Origin of the sequence: Erythrobacter sp. NE805, from assembly GCF_046452355.1 — a bacterium.
GTDB lineage: Bacteria > Pseudomonadota > Alphaproteobacteria > Sphingomonadales > Sphingomonadaceae > Erythrobacter.
In genome coordinates, this window is the sequence record NZ_JBKFDI010000003.1 from 77153 (window position 1) to 92915 (window position 15763).

General features: G+C 68.8%; 19 protein-coding genes. 9 read left to right on the forward strand and 10 right to left on the reverse strand.

What is annotated here, in order from left to right; genetic code table 11:
- Window positions 1–87 precede the first annotated feature (87 nt).
- Genes ACLBKU_RS11690 through ACLBKU_RS11700 form a run of 3 tightly spaced genes read left to right on the forward strand, consistent with a single transcriptional unit; the run spans window position 88 to window position 4344 of the window.
- Window positions 88–1815 carry an ABC transporter transmembrane domain-containing protein gene (locus tag ACLBKU_RS11690; RefSeq protein WP_410179735.1) on the forward strand — a complete coding sequence of 576 codons (1728 nt, stop codon included), beginning with the start codon at window positions 88–90 and terminating at the stop codon, window positions 1813–1815.
- A 1-nt stretch (window position 1816) separates the two neighbouring features.
- Entirely contained in the window at window positions 1817–2854 is a 1038-nt protein-coding gene (locus ACLBKU_RS11695) for an HlyD family secretion protein (protein ID WP_410179736.1), read from the forward strand.
- Window positions 2851–4344 (forward strand): TolC family protein, encoded by a 1494-nt coding sequence (locus ACLBKU_RS11700; protein WP_410179737.1) that lies wholly within the window; start codon window positions 2851–2853, stop codon window positions 4342–4344. The genes ACLBKU_RS11695 and ACLBKU_RS11700 overlap by 4 nt, the downstream gene beginning before the upstream one ends.
- On the opposite strand, the gene ACLBKU_RS11705 is transcribed toward ACLBKU_RS11700, so the two are convergent.
- From ACLBKU_RS11705 to rpsU, 10 genes are all read right to left on the reverse strand, one after another.
- Window positions 4322–5299 carry a hypothetical protein gene (locus tag ACLBKU_RS11705; RefSeq protein ID WP_410179738.1) on the reverse strand — a complete coding sequence of 326 codons (978 nt, stop codon included), beginning with the start codon at window positions 5297–5299 and terminating at the stop codon, window positions 4322–4324. The two genes, ACLBKU_RS11700 and ACLBKU_RS11705, sit on opposite strands and share 23 nt — an antisense overlap.
- The gene (locus ACLBKU_RS11710) at window positions 5296–5889 is read right to left on the reverse strand and encodes a hypothetical protein (RefSeq protein WP_410179739.1); all 594 of its coding nucleotides are present in this window, start codon (window positions 5887–5889) and stop codon (window positions 5296–5298) included. Before ACLBKU_RS11710 ends, ACLBKU_RS11705 begins: the two co-directional genes overlap by 4 nt.
- Before the next feature lie 78 nt (window positions 5890–5967).
- Window positions 5968–6423, reverse strand: coding sequence for a tRNA (cytidine(34)-2'-O)-methyltransferase (locus tag ACLBKU_RS11715; protein WP_410179740.1), 456 nt, complete (start codon window positions 6421–6423; stop codon window positions 5968–5970).
- Between the two features lie 10 nt (window positions 6424–6433).
- Window positions 6434–7123 carry a hypothetical protein gene (locus ACLBKU_RS11720; RefSeq protein WP_410179741.1) on the reverse strand — a complete coding sequence of 230 codons (690 nt, stop codon included), beginning with the start codon at window positions 7121–7123 and terminating at the stop codon, window positions 6434–6436.
- A gap of 28 nt (window positions 7124–7151) precedes the next feature.
- Window positions 7152–8648, reverse strand: a complete 1497-nt coding sequence (gene gatB / locus ACLBKU_RS11725; protein WP_410179742.1) for an Asp-tRNA(Asn)/Glu-tRNA(Gln) amidotransferase subunit GatB — start codon at window positions 8646–8648, stop codon at window positions 7152–7154.
- Window positions 8645–8806, reverse strand: coding sequence for a glutamyl-tRNA amidotransferase (locus tag ACLBKU_RS11730; protein WP_410179743.1), 162 nt, complete (start codon window positions 8804–8806; stop codon window positions 8645–8647). The genes gatB and ACLBKU_RS11730 overlap by 4 nt, the downstream gene beginning before the upstream one ends.
- Window positions 8800–10281, reverse strand: a complete 1482-nt coding sequence (gene gatA, locus ACLBKU_RS11735) for an Asp-tRNA(Asn)/Glu-tRNA(Gln) amidotransferase subunit GatA (RefSeq protein ID WP_410179744.1) — start codon at window positions 10279–10281, stop codon at window positions 8800–8802. The genes ACLBKU_RS11730 and gatA overlap by 7 nt, the downstream gene beginning before the upstream one ends.
- A gap of 151 nt (window positions 10282–10432) precedes the next feature.
- Window positions 10433–10735, reverse strand: a complete 303-nt coding sequence (gatC, locus tag ACLBKU_RS11740) for an Asp-tRNA(Asn)/Glu-tRNA(Gln) amidotransferase subunit GatC (protein WP_410179745.1) — start codon at window positions 10733–10735, stop codon at window positions 10433–10435.
- Between the two features lie 16 nt (window positions 10736–10751).
- Window positions 10752–11375, reverse strand: a complete 624-nt coding sequence (locus ACLBKU_RS11745) for an FKBP-type peptidyl-prolyl cis-trans isomerase (protein ID WP_410179746.1) — start codon at window positions 11373–11375, stop codon at window positions 10752–10754.
- Window positions 11376–11513: 138 nt separating this feature from the next.
- The gene (gene rpsU / locus ACLBKU_RS11750; RefSeq protein ID WP_017664771.1) at window positions 11514–11720 is read right to left on the reverse strand and encodes a 30S ribosomal protein S21; all 207 of its coding nucleotides are present in this window, start codon (window positions 11718–11720) and stop codon (window positions 11514–11516) included.
- A 220-nt stretch (window positions 11721–11940) separates the two neighbouring features.
- On the opposite strand from rpsU, the gene crcB reads away from it, so the two are divergent.
- From crcB to ACLBKU_RS11780, 6 genes are read left to right on the forward strand one after another with little or no spacing between them, the layout of a single operon-like run.
- The gene (gene crcB, locus ACLBKU_RS11755) at window positions 11941–12357 is read left to right on the forward strand and encodes a fluoride efflux transporter CrcB (RefSeq protein WP_410179747.1); all 417 of its coding nucleotides are present in this window, start codon (window positions 11941–11943) and stop codon (window positions 12355–12357) included.
- Window positions 12354–13562 (forward strand): RluA family pseudouridine synthase, encoded by a 1209-nt coding sequence (locus tag ACLBKU_RS11760; RefSeq protein WP_410179748.1) that lies wholly within the window; start codon window positions 12354–12356, stop codon window positions 13560–13562. Before crcB ends, ACLBKU_RS11760 begins: the two co-directional genes overlap by 4 nt.
- Entirely contained in the window at window positions 13562–14164 is a 603-nt protein-coding gene (locus tag ACLBKU_RS11765) for an FMN-binding negative transcriptional regulator (RefSeq protein ID WP_410179749.1), read from the forward strand. Before ACLBKU_RS11760 ends, ACLBKU_RS11765 begins: the two co-directional genes overlap by 1 nt.
- Window positions 14161–14820 carry an HAD-IA family hydrolase gene (locus ACLBKU_RS11770; RefSeq protein WP_410179750.1) on the forward strand — a complete coding sequence of 220 codons (660 nt, stop codon included), beginning with the start codon at window positions 14161–14163 and terminating at the stop codon, window positions 14818–14820. The genes ACLBKU_RS11765 and ACLBKU_RS11770 overlap by 4 nt, the downstream gene beginning before the upstream one ends.
- Window positions 14817–15059 carry a hypothetical protein gene (locus ACLBKU_RS11775; protein ID WP_410179751.1) on the forward strand — a complete coding sequence of 81 codons (243 nt, stop codon included), beginning with the start codon at window positions 14817–14819 and terminating at the stop codon, window positions 15057–15059. Before ACLBKU_RS11770 ends, ACLBKU_RS11775 begins: the two co-directional genes overlap by 4 nt.
- Window positions 15059–15760 (forward strand): ATP12 family chaperone protein, encoded by a 702-nt coding sequence (locus ACLBKU_RS11780; RefSeq protein ID WP_410180179.1) that lies wholly within the window; start codon window positions 15059–15061, stop codon window positions 15758–15760. Before ACLBKU_RS11775 ends, ACLBKU_RS11780 begins: the two co-directional genes overlap by 1 nt.
- The last annotated feature ends 3 nt before the right edge of the window (window positions 15761–15763 follow it).

A 15763-nucleotide genomic window follows, 5' to 3' on the forward strand; every position in this document is an offset into this window, starting at 1 on the left:
TTGCCATCAAAGCAATTCGCCGCGACCGCTCGCCCTCCGGCGCGGCGGCGCGGCACCCACACACCGGTTTCGCAACGGAAGGCTGACATGGCAGGGGAAGGCCAAAGCTACGGCTCGCAGATCAGCCTCGTGAAGTTCTTCAGGATTTTCTTCGACATCCTGAAGCCCGAGGCCAATTTCTACTGGCTCGCCGCGGTCTACGGGATCGGCATCAGCCTGCTCAGCCTCGCGACGCCGATCTCGGTGCAGATGCTCATCAACACCATCGCCAACACCGCGCTGACCGCGCCGCTGGTGGTGCTTAGCCTCACGCTGTTCGGCCTGCTGCTGATCTCGAGCCTGCTCTACGCCTTGCGCATCCACCTGATGGAGATCTTCGCCCGGCGCTTCTATGCGCGCATGGTGGCGGAGGTTTCGCTGATCTCCGTCTACGCGCAGAACCCGTTCTTCTCCGATGCAAAGAAGGGCTCGCTCTTCAACCGCTACTTCGACGTGATCTACGTTCAGTCGCTGGTGCCCAACCTGATGATCGGCGGCTTCACCGTGCTCTTGCAGATCGCGGTCGGCTTCGTGCTGGTGAGCCTCTACCACCCCTACTTCCTCGGCTTCACGCTGGTGATGATCGCGATCATCTGGTTCGTGTGGCTGGTTTGGGGCGCGCGGGCACTGCGCACCGGGGTGGACGTGAGCCACGCCAAGCACGCGACGGCCGCCTGGCTCGACACGATCGGCCACTCCAACGGCTTCTTCAAGTCGCAGCGCCGCATCGACTACGCGCTCGACAAGACCGACGATCACACGCGGGTCTACATCACCGAGCGCAAGCGGCATTTCCGCCACCTGTTCAGCCAGACCCTCACCTTCCTGGTGATCTATGCCGCCGCCAGCGCAGCGCTGCTGGGCCTCGGCGGCTGGCTGGTGATCCAGAACGAGCTCACCCTCGGCCAGCTGGTCGCGGCCGAGCTGGTGCTTTCCGCCGCCTTCGTCGGGGTTTCGCAGCTCGGCACCTATCTGGGCTATTTCTACGATCTTTTCGCCGCGGTCGAGGAGATCGCGCAGTTCTACGATGTCGAACAGGAACAGCCCAAGGGCGCCGATCCCTTCGACGGGCCGGATCACACCATCGTCATGTGCGGCGTGGGGGGCAAGGCGCGCCATGAGGCGGTGAACTTCGATCTCGAGATTCCCTCGGGCGCAATCATCATGGCCGCCGCCAGCCAGCATGGGGTGCAGCGGCTGTTCACCAACATCCTCAAGCTCCACGATCTGCCGCAGGGCGGGATCGCGACTTTGGGCGGGATCGACATCAAGGCGATCGAGGCGCACCACTTGCGCAAGAATGTCCACGTCCTCGACCGGCCGACGATCGTCGAGATGACGATCCGCGAATACCTCGCCCTGTCCTGCCCGGAAACGGCGCCCCAGCGCATGGTTTCCGCGCTCGAGACGGTGGGTCTTGCCGAGACTGTCGCGACGCTGCCCAAGGGCCTCGATACCCCGCTCGCGACGACCGGCTACCCGCTCTCGGCGGTCGAGCTCCAGCAATTGAAGCTCGCCAATGCGCTGCTCGAGCGGCCGCGCATCCTCGTGCTCAGCCGGCTCTTCGACCTGCTCGATCCCGAGCCGATCGCCGCGGCGGTCGCCGAGCTGCGCGCGCAGGCCTATTCGACCGTGATCTACTTTTCCAATCGCCGGATCGATCTGGGCTTCGACCGCTTCCTCTACCTCGAGGCCGGCCGCCAACGCTTCTTCGACACCTTCGAGGAGTTCAGCGCCGCGCTGGACCTGCCGACCGCCAGCAAGGGAGCCATGTGAGATGGCCACGCTCAAGGAAGACATGGCGCATTTCACCACCCTCGCCTCGATCCGCGTGCCGCGGGTCATGCGGGTGGTGTTCTTCCTGATCCTCGCCGCGCTGGTCATCGCAGTCGCTTTTCTCGTCTACGTGCCCTGGGTGCAGACCACCTCGGGCCGCGGGGTGGTGACGACATTGAGCCCCAACGAGCGCAAGCAGGACATCAACGCGCTGGTGCCGGGCCGCATCGAAGAGTGGTACGTGCGCGACGGGAGCTCGGTGAAGAAGGGCGACCCGATCGTCCGGATCGCCGACATCGACCCCAACCTCATCCAGCGCCTCCAGGCCGAGCGCACCCAGATCGAGCTCCAGCTGCGCGCGGCCGAGGCGGCGCTCGCCACCGCGCAGATCGACGTGCGCCGTTCGCGCGAGCTGTTCGAGGCGGGGCTCGCCGCGCGGCGCGACTACGAGCTTGCGCAGATCAAGGTCGAGGACCTGCGCGGCAAGGTCGCCGCCGCCGAGGCCGACCTCAACCGCGCCGACGTCAACATCTCGCGCCAGTCGGTGCAGATCGTGCGCGCCCCGCGCGACGGCTTCATCCAGAGCCTAAACGCGGGGGACGCGGCGACCTTCATCAAGGCCGGCGACGTGCTCGCGACCTTCGTGCCCGACGGGGCCCAGCGGGTGATCGAGATCTTCATCGACGGCCGCGACGTCGCGCTCGTGCGCCCGGGGGATCCGGCGCGCATCCAGTTCGAGGGCTGGCCCGCGGTGCAGTTCTCCGGCTGGCCCTCGGTCGCGGTCGGGACTTTCGGCGGCCGGGTGATCGCGGTCGACCGCTCGGCGCAGATCGACGGCCGCTTCCGCGTGCTGATCGCCGAGGAGAAATACGAGGGCTATGGCTGGCCCGAGGAGCGCTACGTGCGCTTCGGCGCGGCGGTGCAGGCCTTTATCCTGCTCGAGACGGTCCCGGTCGGCTACGAGATCTGGCGCCAGCTCAACAACTTCCCGCCCGAACTGCCGGCGGCCACCACCAACGGCGGGGCGACCAAGAAGTGATTCCGGTCCGCCGGCCTGGCGCGTGGATCGCGGGAGCGGCGCTTGCGCTCGCGCTCGCGCTCGCCGCCGCGCCCGCGCCTGCCGCCGCGCAGGACATCGTGCCCAATGCCGAGCCGCTCGATGTCGCGCTCAGGACCGGGCCGCTGACCCCCGAGGAGGTGCTGCGCTCCTCGGCGCTGACCTTCCCCGCGATCCTCGAGGCCTTCGAGCGCGAGGCCGCCGCCCGCTCCGACCAGCTCGCCGCCGACGGCGCCTTCGACCTGATGCTCAAGGGCGAATATTACGACCGCCTCACCGGCTACTATTCGGGCGGCTACGGCAAGGTCGAGGCGCGCCAACCCTTGCGGCCCTACGGCGCCGAGGTGTTCGGCTCCTACCGCGTCTCGAACGGCGACTTCCCAATCTACGAGAACTACAATTACACCAACAACCTCGGCGAGGTGAAGGTCGGCGCGCTGTTCTCGCTGCTCAGGAACCGCGACATCGACAGCCGCCGCTTCGCGATCGAGGACACGCGCCTCGCCGCCAGCCAGGCGCAGCTCGATGTCATGCTGGTGCGCCTCAACACCCAGCACGAGGCGCTGCGCGCCTATTGGCGCTGGGTCGCGGCGGGCGAGGAGATCCACGTCTTCGAGGAATTGCTCGAGATCGCCGAGGCGCGCCAGGTCGGCCTCGCCCGCGAGATCGGCGAGGGCGCGCGCGCGCGTATCGCGCTCACCGAGAACGAGCAGAACCTGCTGCGACGGCGCACCCTGCTCGAACAGGCACGGCGCGACTTCGCGACCGCCTCCAACTCGCTCGGCTTCTACCTGCGCGGGAGCGACGGGCAGATGATCGTGCCGACCCGCGACATGCTGCCCGACCTCAAGCGGATGAAGGCGGTCCCTTCCGCCGAGGCGCTCGCTGCGACGCCGGTGGGCGAGGTGATCCGGAGCCGGCCCGAGCTCCAGACCTTCCGGCTCGCGCTCGAACGCGCCACCAACAAGGTCGCACTGAGGCGGAACGACCTCCAGCCCTCCTTGAACGCGAGCGTCGAGCTGTCGCGCGATTTCGGGCAAATCGGCCCCGGCGGCCCCGGGTTCGATTCCACCGACACGGTGGTCGGCGTCACCTTCTCGGTGCCGCTCCAGCGCCGCACTGCGCAAGGGGCGCTGAGCCGCGCCGAGGCCGAGCTGCGCGAGACCGAGCTGCGCCAGCGCCGCATCGCCGACCAGATCACCACCGATGTCGGCAACATCCTCGCCAACCTCGGCGCGGCGGTGAAGCTCGCCGAACTGGCCGATGCCGAGGTCAAGCAGGCCAATGCGATGGTGCAGGCCGAGCGGACCCGCTTCCGGCTCGGCGCGGGCGAGTTCTTCCTCGTCAACGCCCGCGAGGAGACCGCCGCCAACGCCCAGATCGGCGCGATCCGCGCGCAGCTCGCCGGGCGTCTTGCCGAGGCGAGCTACAACGCGGCGACGATGAACCTCAGGGCGCTGGGGCTGGAGTAGGCGCCGGGGACGCGGCAGGCTCGGTCGCGGCGGTGGCCTCGGCAACGGCCGCCTCGATCGCCTCGGCGGCCTCCTCCTCCGCTTGACCGACGAGGTCCACCGGCACGTCGCGCTCGTAGGCGAGCACCCCCGGCACCGGCGGGATGCGCCCGACCATCGCGTTCAAAAAGTTGTTGCGCTTGCCCGCCGCGCGCAGCTCGGCCCTGGCGAACGTGTATTTGGCGAGCGCCTCGGGCACGCTCCAGTCGGTGGGCCTGGCCGGCCGGTCGGGCAGGAACTCGCGGACCACGGTGGTCTGTTCGAGCGCCTTGCGATCCGCCCAGCCGAGGCTGAGGAAATCGCCCAATGAGGTGATCTGCCCGGCCTTCGCCTCGAACTTCACCGAACCCATGCAGTAGCACGTTCCCGCCGGCGCCGCGCCGGGCAGGTAGAACAAGGGGCCGAGAAAGGTGTATTCCCCGGGCTCCACTTCGACGAGGTAGCTGAAGCTCTTCTCGGTGCCCGGCGCGTCGACCTTGTCGAAGACGAATTGCGGGCCGAAGGCGACCAGCATGCGCATCTCGATCGGGGTGATCGCGAAGCTCTCGGCGGTCGGCTCCTCGGGCTTCCTGCCGCGCGAGCCGGACTTGGCAGTGGCCTCCCACGTCTTGAGGTCGCGCGCATAGCGCTCCTGCGCCTTGGCGAACTGGCGCTTCCACTCGTTCTCGTAATTCGCGATCTCGGCGGCGCTGGGCGTCTTGAGGAACAGCCCCTGCGAGCGGTTCAGGGGGCTGCGGATGAAGATGTAGGCCTTGGCCGGGTCGATTGTCTGCTTGCCCGAGACGATGCTCTTGAGCTCGATCGCCTTGGCCTCGGCGAGGTCGGGCTTCTCCTTCTCGGCGGCCGCGGCAGGCAGGGCGGCGGCGGTGGCGGCGAGCGCGAGCGCGCCCGCGAGGGCGGCAATCCGTGCGATCATGGTTCGAGCACCTCGTATTGCGGTTTCGGGCCGGAGGCGACGCGCGCCTGCTTCTTGAGGGCCGCCTCGCGGTCCTTGGCGTTCTCGCGGCTGAGGCCTTCCTCGAAGTGGAACTTCTGCCACAGCTCCTTCTCGAGTCCGTAGCGGTCATAGCCCTTGTAGAACATGCAGTTGCGCAGGTTGATGCGCTTGATGCGGCGGCGCTCGGCGGAGCCGAAGATCGCGTCGGCCAGCACGCTCCCGATCACCCCGCCGACCGCTCCCGCTGCGCCGTACTGGGCCACCGCGTTCTGCATCGCCCAGTTGTCCGCGCCCATGTAGAAATTGATCCCGCTCGCGAGGGAATCGCATTCGATGATGTCGGCGTAGGCGGTGCTGTAGTCCGTGCCTTCGCGGTGGAAGAAGAAGTACTTGTCGAAGTCCGCCGCGATCAGCGGATCGGGCTTGTAGGCAAGATCGGGCATCTCGACCGCCTCGATCTCGGCGGCGGTGAAGACCTTCTTCTCGGGTTCGGACTTGATTGCCTGCGCCCCGGCGGCCACCGGCATCAACGCCAGCAGCACGGGGGCTGCGGCAAGCAGCTTTTTCATGTTGATGCGCCCCTGTTGCACAATGGGCTTTAGCTGGCAGAGCGCGGTTTGCGCCGCAAGCCGGTTTTTGGCGGCGCGCTAGAGCTTTCCCCGGAGCGCCTGATAAGCCGCCGCCGAGACGGTGTTGGCGAGGTTGAGCGAACGGATCACCTCGCTGCGCATCGGGAGCTTGAACAGGCTGTCGGCATGGCGCTCGATGATCGCCTTGGGGATGCCCTTGGTCTCCTGCCCGAACACCAGAAAGGCGTCGTCGGGGTATTCGGGTTCATAGAAGGAGCGCGCGCCGAATTCCTCGAACAGGAACAGCTGGTCCGGGCGCGGAGAGCGGGCCGCAAGGAAGGCGTCCCAGCTCGCATACTCGGTAAGGTGCACGTGCGGCCAGTAGTCGAGCCCCGAGCGCTTCACCCGCTTGTCGGTGATGGTGAAGCCCAGCGGGTGGATCAGGATCAGCTCTATGTCGAGCGCCACACAGGTCCGCCCCACCGCGCCGGTATTGCCGGGGATCTCGGGCTGGACGAGGACGATGGCGGTCATGCGGGGCCGTTCAATAGATCGGCTGGAGCTCAAATCCGGTGAGTGCCAGCATTGCGAGGCCCGTATCGCGCACCGCCCCGCCATCTGGAGACCAGCGCTCGAAGAACGCGTAGCGCCCGTCCTCGACAAGCTCCACAATCCACTGGGCTCCGTCCATCCCGAGGTCGCAATGGCCCGCCGGTTCCGACTGCAGTTCGCCGCGCCCGAGCCGGTCCTTGATCGCCGACCATTCCGACGGCGTCAGGTCGCGGCTGACACGCTTGGCAATCTTTCCGGGGTCATAGCCACCGGCGCCTGACAGCATCTTCGCCTCGATCGTCGCCGTCCCATCCGGCTGCTCGTCGATCCGCACGACTATCGGGCGGTGGAAGGAGCGAAGCCAGGTGAACCGGAGGTGGACATTCTGCGGCGCGGCACGGGCCGCATTGATCAGCGATTGCTCCCCGGCGGCCTTCAGATGGGACGAATACCACCGGTTGGTGAAGTCATCGAGCAACGGCCCGTTGCCGATTTGGCCAGTGCAACCTCGGTCCGTCGTCCAGAGATAGGTCGGGAAAAATCCGTCCGGCGCGACTTTGGTATCGGCCAGCGGGCGGATTGCTGCACCACCCGTCGGCTGCTCACCGGAAGCCGGAACGAAAGCGCAGGCAGCGGCAAGCAGCAATCCGGCTTGCATCCATCTTGCCAAGCCTGTCTGCATGTCTCGTCCTCCTTCCAGCGCCCTGCCCCTACCCCAGCTTGCCCTTCAGGAGCTGGTTCACCAGCTGCGGGTTGGCCTTGCCCTGCATCGCCTTCATCGTCTGGCCGACGAAGAAGCCGAACAGCGCTTCCTTGCCCGCGCGGTATTGTTCGACCTTGTCGGCATTGGCGGCGATGATCGCGTCGACTGCGGCTTCGATCGCGCCGGTATCGGAGACCTGCTTGAGGCCCTCGGTGTCGGCGATCTCGTTCGGGTCGCGCCCCGTTCTGAGGACGATCTCGAAGATTTCCTTGGCCTGCCCGCCGCTGATCTCGGCCTTGTCGGCCATCGCGAGGATGCTCGCCTGCGCGCTCGCGGTGGCATTGGCCGGATCGCCCTCGTCGCCCAGCGCCTTGATCACCCCCGGCGCGACCGAAAGCGACCAGTTGGCGACCTGCGTCGCGACCGCGGCGTCATCCTTGCCGGTGGCTTTCGCCGTCTCGGCCAGCAGCGTCTCGAACCGAGCGAAGGTCTCGACTTCGGCGGTCAGCTCGCGGGCGTTGTAGGGGGTGAGGCCCAGCACCTCGACATAGCGCTTACGCTTGGCGTCGGGCAGCTCGGGGAGCGAGGCGCGGCATTCGGCGAGGAAATCCTCCTCCAGCACCAGCGGCAGCAGGTCGGGATCGGGGAAGTAGCGATAGTCGTGCGCGTCTTCCTTGCTGCGCATGGTGCGCGTGGTGCCGGTGCCGGGGTCGAACAGGCGCGTCTCCTGCACCACCGTGCCCCCGCTCTCGAGCACATCGACCTGCCGCATCGCCTCGTGCTCGATCGCCTGCATGACGAAGCGCACCGAGTTCACGTTCTTCGTTTCCGTGCGGGTGCCGAAGGGCTCGCCGGGCTTCCTCACGCTGACATTGACGTCGGCGCGCATCGAGCCTTCTTCCATGTTGCCGTCGCACGAGCCGACATAGCGCAGGATCGCGCGCAGCTTCCTGAGGTAGGCCCCCGCCTCGGCGGGCGAGCGCATGTCGGGCTTGGAGACGATCTCCATCAGCGCCACGCCCGAGCGGTTGAGGTCGACATAGGACATGGTCGGGTGCTGATCGTGCATCAGCTTGCCCGCATCCTGTTCGACATGGATGCGCTCGATGCCGATGACCTTGTCTTGCGGAATGCCCGCCTTTTCGTCCGCCTCGATCAGCAGCGAGCCTTCGCCGACGATCGGGTGATAGAGCTGGCTGATCTGGTAGCCCTGCGGCAGGTCGGCGTAGAAGTAGTTCTTGCGGTCGAAGCGGCTCCAGGCGTTGATCTCAGCCTCGATCGCCATGCCGGTGCGCACCGCCTGACGGATGCACTCGCGGTTGGGGACGGGCAGCATCCCGGGCATCGCGGCATCGACGAGGGAGACCTGCGCATTGGGCTCCGCCCCGAAAGCGGTCGCCGCGCCCGAGAACAGCTTGGCGTTGGAGGTGACCTGCGCATGGACTTCGAGGCCGATCACGACCTCCCATTCGCCGGTGGCACCCTGGATGCGGTAGTTGCTCATTTCTTGTCCTCGTCTTCGATCACCTTGCCATCCGGCCCGAAGCGCAGCTCGCCGTGATCGACGTTCTTGCGCACCCAGTTGGCGACCATGAAGGTCAGCGGCACCGCCAGCATGATGCCGATCCCGGCGATCCACAGCGGCGTGTCGGCGATCACCACCACTTCTCCGGCTTGGCGGTGAAGCCAGCGCGCTGCTGGATCGCGAGGCCGGCGTTCAGGACGCCCTGTTCGTCAAACGGGCGGCCAACCAGCTGGAGACCGAGCGGCAGGCCGTCGGCGTTGATCGTCGCGGGCACGCTCATCGCGGGCAGGCCGGCGAGGCTGGCGGGGACCGCGAAGACGTCGTTCAGATACATCGTCAGCGGGTCTTCGGTCATCGAGCCCAGCGGGAAGCTCGCGGTCGGCGTGGTCGGCGCGAGGATCACGTCGCACTCTTCGAAGGCGCGGGCGAAGTCGCGGGCGACGAGCGCGCGGACCTTCTGCGCCTGGGTGTAATAGGCGTCGTAGAAACCCGCCGAGAGCACGTAGGTGCCGATCAGGATGCGGCGCTTGACCTCGTCGCCGAACCCGGCGGCGCGGGTCGCGGCGTACATGTCTTGCAGGCCGACGCCATCGGGCAGATCGCGCAGGCCGTAACGCACCCCGTCATAACGGGCGAGGTTCGAGGACGCCTCGGCGGGGGCGACGATGTAGTAGGCGGGCAGCGCATACTTGGTGTGCGGCAGCGAGACGTCGACGATTTCCGCTCCCGCGTCCCTGAGCCATGCCTTGCCCTGCTCCCACGAATCGAGGATCGCCTGATCGGTGCCCTCCATCCGGTATTCGCGCGGGATGCCGACCTTCTTGCCGCGCAGGTCGCTGTTCAGCGCCGCCTCCCAGTCGGGCACGGGCATGTCGAGGCTGGTCGCGTCCTTGGGATCGAAGCCCGCCATCGCGCCGAGCATGATCGCGCAATCCTCGACGCTGCGCGCCATCGGCCCGGCCTGGTCGAGGCTCGAGGCGAAGGCGACGATGCCCCAGCGCGAGCAGCGCCCGTAGGTCGGCTTGATCCCGCAGATGCCGGTGAAGGCCGCGGGCTGGCGGATCGAGCCGCCGGTGTCGGTCCCTGTCGCAGCCGGGGCGATGCGCGCGGCGACCGCGGCGGAGGACCCGCCCGAGGAGCCGCCGGGGCTCATCGCGGCGTTGCTGCCGGCCTTCTTCCACGGCGAGGTGACATTGCCGAAATAGCTCGTCTCGTTCGACGAACCCATCGCGAACTGGTCGAGGTTGAGCTTCCCCAGCATCCCCGCGCCCGCGTCCCACAGCTTCTGCGAGACGGTGCTCTCGTAGCGCGGCGTGAAGCCCTCGAGGATGTGGCTGGCGGCGGTGGTCTGGACGCCGTGGGTGGCGAAGAGGTCCTTCATGCCGATGGGCACGCCCGCCATCTTGCCCAGCGTCTCGCCCGCAGCGCGCGCGGCATCGACTGTGTCGGCGGCGGCGAGCGCGTGGTCGGGGGTGGTGACGATGAAGGCATTGAGCGCGGCAGCCTCGGCCACGGCGGCGTTGAAGCTCTCCGCCACTTCGCGCGCAGTGAAATCGCCCTTGGCGACGCCGTCGCGGATGTCCTTGACACCCAGAGAGGTAAGGTCGGTCATTCTATCTCCCCTCCCGCCTGCGGGAGGGGCCGGGGGTGGGCCTGTCCACGCGCGGGGGAATGTGTGTTCGTGCCCACCCGCGTTGAGAGGCACGTGACTCTCAACGCCCCCTCCCGCGAGCGGGAGGGGGACAGGCGGGCAAAGCGCAAAATCACTCGATCACCTTGGGCACGCCGAAGAAGCCGTGCTCGGCGGCCGGTGCGTTGGCGAGCACGTCATCGCGCTTTCCGCCGCCGGTCAGCGGGTCGGCGTCGACCACGTCGTCGCGCAGGCGCAGCGTGTTGGGGATCACCGCCGCCATGGGCTCGATGCCGGTGACGTCGACCTCGCCGAGCTGCTCGACCCAGTCGAGGATGCCGTTGAGTTCCGGGACCATGCGCTCGAGCGCCGCGTCGTCCATGCGGATGCGCGCGAGGCTCGCGATCTTGGCGACGGTTGCCTTGTCGACCGACATGACGCCTCCGCCCCGCTTACTGCGCCGGACCGCCGGCGGGAGCCTCGCCGCCGGGCGCCTGGCCCTGTTGCGGCGCCCCGTTCGGCCCCGCGCCGCCGCCCTGGCCGCCCATCTGGGCCTCCATCGTCTGGCGCAGAATCTGGAGGTTGCGGTCGAAGGTCGCGCGGCTCATCACGCCGGTCACCTCGATCTCGAACTCCAGATCGGCATTCGCCGGGATCGGCGAGCCCGGGGGCGGGCTCGCGCCATAGGCGAGGTCGGCGGGGATGAAGAGCTTGTACTTGCCGCCCTTCTGCATCTGCTGGAGGCCCTGGAAGAAGCCCGGGATGGTCGCGCCTTCCTCGACCGGGAAGGGGTTGCCCGCGGGGAACAGGCCCGGGACGGGCAGCGGGATATCCTGCGATTCGTCGAAGGGCTTCTCGACACCGGCAACCCGGCCCTTGTACTTGACGAAGACCACGTCGCCCTTCGCGATCGTGGGACCCGTGCCCGCCTGCACGACATCGACGTCGAGCCCGCGCGGCACCGCCGCCCAGGCGAGCCCGGCGCCGACCAGCACCGCGAGGATCACCCCGATCCACAGCTTGGTCAGCGAGCCCTTGGCGATGGGCTTGATCGGAACGCGGGTAATCTCGGTCATGGTTCAGTCCTGATGGGCCGCGCAGGCAGCGCGGCGGTATGACGGCAAAAGGGCGCGGGTTTGAGCCGCGCCCTGATGGCTGATCGAAGAGGGGGATTCAAGCGGTTCCGGCTACGGATGCGCGCCTGACGGACGGGATCACTTGCTCCCGTCGCGCTCCATCCGCTTGCGCTCCATCTTGCGGGCGCGGCGCACGGCGGCAGCCTTTTCGCGGGCGCGCTTCTCGGAGGGCTTCTCGTAGTGGCGACGCAGCTTCATTTCGCGATAAACGCCTTCGCGCTGCAGCTTCTTCTTGAGCGCGCGCAGAGCCTGATCGACATTGTTATCGCGAACCATGATTTGCATAAACGACGACTACCTCATTTCCGAGAACCAGAGCCCCGCCTTGCGATTTGCGGGGGGTGGACGGTGAACTTGCAACGGGAGACGGGCGATTCCCGCACGGGAGTCGCCCTCGAAACCGCGCCCCGATAGTCCAACACCGCCGCGAAGGCAAGCCGCGAGAAGCAGGCCGGGGCAAGAGCGCGCCCTAGGCAGAGCGCGTCGCCATCGCTAAAGGCCGCGCATGGCCGGTGAAATCTCCCCTCTCGTGGCAAGCCTCAACGTCGCCGTCGGCGGCGCGGCGGGCTCGGTGCTGCGCTACCACGTGGGGCGCGCGGCGAGCGGGCTCGCAGGTCCGGGCAACGCCTTTCCCTGGGGCACGCTCGCGGTCAATATCGCCGGGAGCCTCGCGATGGGCGCGCTGCTCGGCTGGCTGGCGCGCGGCAGCATGGCCGAGAGCGCCAGCGAGAACGCGCGCCTCCTGATCGGCGTCGGCCTGCTCGGCGGCTTTACCACCTTCAGCGCCTTTTCCGCCGAGCTCGTCACCATGCTCCACCGGGGACAGGCCGGGCTTGCCGCAGGCTATGCCGCCGCCTCGCTGATCGCCGGGATGGCGGCGGTGATCGTCGGCCTCGTCGCCGCGCAGGGGTCGGGCGCATGAGTCAGCCCCCCGCTCCCGAGAGCGTCCGCCAGTTCACCGTCGGCGCGGACGACGACGGGGTGCGCCTCGACCGCTGGTTCAAGCGCAACCTTCCGCAGGTCGGCTTCGCGACGGTCTCGCGCTGGGCGCGCACCGGGCAGATCCGGGTCGACGGCAAGCGCGCCAAGCCCGAGGATCGCCTTGCCGCCGGCCAGGTGCTGCGCGTGCCTCCGGGCGGCGAGGACACGCAGCGCGAGGCGGCGAAGCCGCGGGCGCGCCCCCTCTCGCCCGAACAGATCGCCGAGGCGAAGGGCATGGTGATCCGCGAGACGCCGACGGCGATCGTCCTCAACAAGCCCCCCGGCCTCGCCACTCAGGGCGGGAGCAAGACCACGAAGCACGTCGACGGCCTGCTCGATGCCTTCGTCGCGGACGAGCGCAGCCCGCGCCCGCGCCTCGTCCACCGGCTCGACAAGGACACCTCCGGCGTGCTCCTCATCGCCCGCACGCCGGGCAGCGCCGCGAGCTTCTCCAAGCGCTTCGCCAGCCGCAGCGCGCGCAAGGTCTACTGGGCGCTGGTGGTCGGCAACCCGCAGCTCTCCGAAGGCGTGATCGACGCCCCGCTCGCCAAGCAGCCGGGGACGGGCGGCGAGAAGATGCACATCGACGAGGAGAACGGGCAGGCGGCCAAGACCCGCTACCGCGTCGTCGACCGCGCGGGCCAGCGCGCCGCGTGGGTCGAGCTCGAGCCGCTCACCGGGCGCACCCACCAGCTGCGCGTCCACATGGCGGCGATCGGCCACCCGATCGTCGGCGACGGCAAGTATGGCGGGCAGGACGCCTTCCTCACCGGCGCGGTGAGCCGCAAGATGCACCTCCACGCCCGCCGCCTCATCATCACCGAGCCCAAGGCCGGGGAAGGCACCGCCAAGAATGGGGGCGGCAAGCTCGACGTCACCGCCGAGCTTCCCCCGCACTTCGCGGCGAGCATGGAGGTGCTGGGCTTCGACCCGGCGATGTCGGACGCCTCGCCCTTGCGCGAGGAGGTTCCCGAGAAGACCGCCGAGGAGAAGAAGCAGGCCGCGCGCCGCCACTTCAAGCAGGCAAGGAAGGAAACCCGCGCCCCCCGCCGCGCCCGCGGGGCCGCGAAGGCGCAGGCCAGACCGAAGGGCAAGAGCAAGCCCAAGGCCCCGGCGAAGGGTAAGCCCAAGGGCAAGCGTCGCTGATGCACCCCAACCCGCTCTACCGCACCGATGACCGCGACCTGATGGAGTCGCTGATCGACGAAATCGGCTTCGGCATGGTCTTCGCCCAGACCCCCGACGGCCCGCGCGTCGCGCACACCCCGCTGCTCTCGACCGGCGACGGCGCCGTGCAGTTCCACCTCGCGCGCGGCAACGCCCTTGCGCGCCACCTCGCCGCGGGGGCCGAGGCGCTGATCGTCGTCAACGGCCCCGACGCCTATGTCAGCCCCCGCTGGTACGCCAACCGCGACACGGTGCCGACCTGGGACTACATCGCGCTCGAAATCGAGGGCCGGGTGCGGAAGATGGAGGACGAGGGGCTCGAGGCCTTCCTCCATGCGGCGATCCTCAGGCACGAAGGGCGGCTCGAAGGCGAACCGTGGCGGGCCGAGGAATCCTCCGAGAAGGTCTGGGGCGGGCTGTTTCGCGGCATCGTCGGCTTCGAGATGGAGGTGCTCGCCTGGCGGCCCACCCTCAAGCTATCGCAGAACAAGCAGGCCGAGGAGCGCGAACGGATCGCCGCGGGACTCGAAGCCGCGGGCCACTCTGCCCTCGCCCATCTGGTGCGGAACATCGCCTCGTGAGGCTCGCGGTGTTCGACTGCGACGGGACCCTCGTCGACGGGCAGGCGGACGTGTGCTGGGCGATGGAGCGCGCCTTCGCCCGCGCCGGGCTCGAGGCGCCCGACAGCCACGCGGTGCGCCGGATCGTCGGCCTGAGCCTCCCCGCCGCGGTGCGCGCCCTCGCCCCCGGCCTCTCCGACGAGCAGAACCGCGCCGTCACCGAATTCTACCGCACCAGCTTCCGCGCGCGGCGCGAGGAGGGCCTCCTCGACGAGCCGCTCTACGCCGGGATCGCCGACCTGCTGCGCGCGCTCCACGCCGGGGGCTGGAGCCTCGCGGTGGCGACCGGCAAATCCGACCGGGGCCTTGCCGCCTGCCTTGCGGCGCACGGCATCGCCGACCTGTTCGTCTCGCTCCAGACCGCCGACCGCCACCCCTCCAAGCCCCACCCGGCGATGCTCGAGGCGGCGCTGTTCGAGGCGGGGGCGCAGCGCGAGGAGGCCGTCATGATCGGCGACACCAGCTTCGACATGCTGATGGCGCAGAGCATCGGGGTCGCGGCGATCGGAGTCGGCTGGGGCTATCACGACGCCGCCGAGCTGCTCGCGAGCGGCGCGGGCCGTGTGGTCGAGACCGCCGCCGAGCTCGGCACGGCGCTCGCGGAGACCCTGCCATGACCTCGCGCCGCGACCGGAAGGCAGAGGAGGCCCGCGCCCGCAACGGGTTCCTCGTCATCGCCGCCGTGCGCTTCGGGGGCGTGGCGATGATCATGCTCGGCTTCGCCATAGCCCGCGGGCTCATCGACCTGCCGTGGTTCGTCGGCGCGATCATTGCCGTCGCCGGGTTCATCGAGTTCTTCTTCTTCCCGCGCTTGGTGGCGCGGGCCCTGATCGCGAAGGACGACACGCGCGGATGATTCGCCGCTTCTACAAGGACGTGACGCTCGCCGAGGCGGCGGGCGGTTTTCAGGTCATGCTCGACGGCCGCGGCGTGAAGACGGTCGGCGGCGCGGCCCAGATCGCGCCGACCGAGGCGCTCGGCGAGGCGCTCGCGGCGGAATGGCGGCGGCAGGGCGAGCGGATCGACCCCAAGAGCCTGCCCTTGCGCGACATGGCCGACTACGCGATCGACATGGTCGCGCCCGATCCGGCGGCGGTGGCAAAGAGCCTCGTCGCCTATGCCGAAACCGACACCCTGTGCTACCGCGCCGATCCCGACGAGCCGCTCCACGCGCGCCAGCAGGCCGTGTGGGAGCCGCTGCTCGCGGCGTTCGAGGCGGCGAACGGCGTCACGCTGGTGCGGGTCAGCGGGGTGCTCCACCGCCCCCAACCCCCCGAAACGCTGACGAGGCTGGAGGTGCGGCTACGGGCGCTCGATCCCTTCGTGCTGGCGGGAGTCGAGGCGATGACCAAGCTCGCCGCCTCGCTGGTGACGGCGCTGTCGGCGCTCGACGCGGCGCACGAGGAGGAACCGCTCGCGCTGTGGCGGGCGGCGTGTCTCGAGGAGGAGTGGCAGGCCGAGCTGTGGGGCCGCGATGCCGAGGCCGAGGAACGACGCGAGCGGCGCGAGGCGGATTTCCTCAGGGCCTGTGCCTTCGCGCGGATGGCTCGGGGGTAACTT

Coding starts and splice junctions, on each gene's coding strand:
- ACLBKU_RS11690 (WP_410179735.1), top strand. CDS start 88: ATGGCAGGGGAAGGCCAAAGCTACGGCTCGCAGATCAGCCTCGTGAAG.
- ACLBKU_RS11695 (WP_410179736.1), top strand. CDS start 1,817: ATGGCCACGCTCAAGGAAGACATGGCGCATTTCACCACCCTCGCCTCG.
- ACLBKU_RS11705 (WP_410179738.1), bottom strand. CDS start 5,299: ATGATCGCACGGATTGCCGCCCTCGCGGGCGCGCTCGCGCTCGCCGCC.
- ACLBKU_RS11710 (WP_410179739.1), bottom strand. CDS start 5,889: ATGAAAAAGCTGCTTGCCGCAGCCCCCGTGCTGCTGGCGTTGATGCCG.
- ACLBKU_RS11715 (WP_410179740.1), bottom strand. CDS start 6,423: ATGACCGCCATCGTCCTCGTCCAGCCCGAGATCCCCGGCAATACCGGC.
- ACLBKU_RS11720 (WP_410179741.1), bottom strand. CDS start 7,123: ATGCAGACAGGCTTGGCAAGATGGATGCAAGCCGGATTGCTGCTTGCC.
- gatB (WP_410179742.1), bottom strand. CDS start 8,648: ATGAGCAACTACCGCATCCAGGGTGCCACCGGCGAATGGGAGGTCGTG.
- gatA (WP_410179744.1), bottom strand. CDS start 10,281: ATGACCGACCTTACCTCTCTGGGTGTCAAGGACATCCGCGACGGCGTC.
- gatC (WP_410179745.1), bottom strand. CDS start 10,735: ATGTCGGTCGACAAGGCAACCGTCGCCAAGATCGCGAGCCTCGCGCGC.
- ACLBKU_RS11745 (WP_410179746.1), bottom strand. CDS start 11,375: ATGACCGAGATTACCCGCGTTCCGATCAAGCCCATCGCCAAGGGCTCG.
- rpsU (WP_017664771.1), bottom strand. CDS start 11,720: ATGCAAATCATGGTTCGCGATAACAATGTCGATCAGGCTCTGCGCGCG.
- crcB (WP_410179747.1), top strand. CDS start 11,941: ATGGCCGGTGAAATCTCCCCTCTCGTGGCAAGCCTCAACGTCGCCGTC.
- ACLBKU_RS11760 (WP_410179748.1), top strand. CDS start 12,354: ATGAGTCAGCCCCCCGCTCCCGAGAGCGTCCGCCAGTTCACCGTCGGC.
- ACLBKU_RS11765 (WP_410179749.1), top strand. CDS start 13,562: ATGCACCCCAACCCGCTCTACCGCACCGATGACCGCGACCTGATGGAG.
- ACLBKU_RS11775 (WP_410179751.1), top strand. CDS start 14,817: ATGACCTCGCGCCGCGACCGGAAGGCAGAGGAGGCCCGCGCCCGCAAC.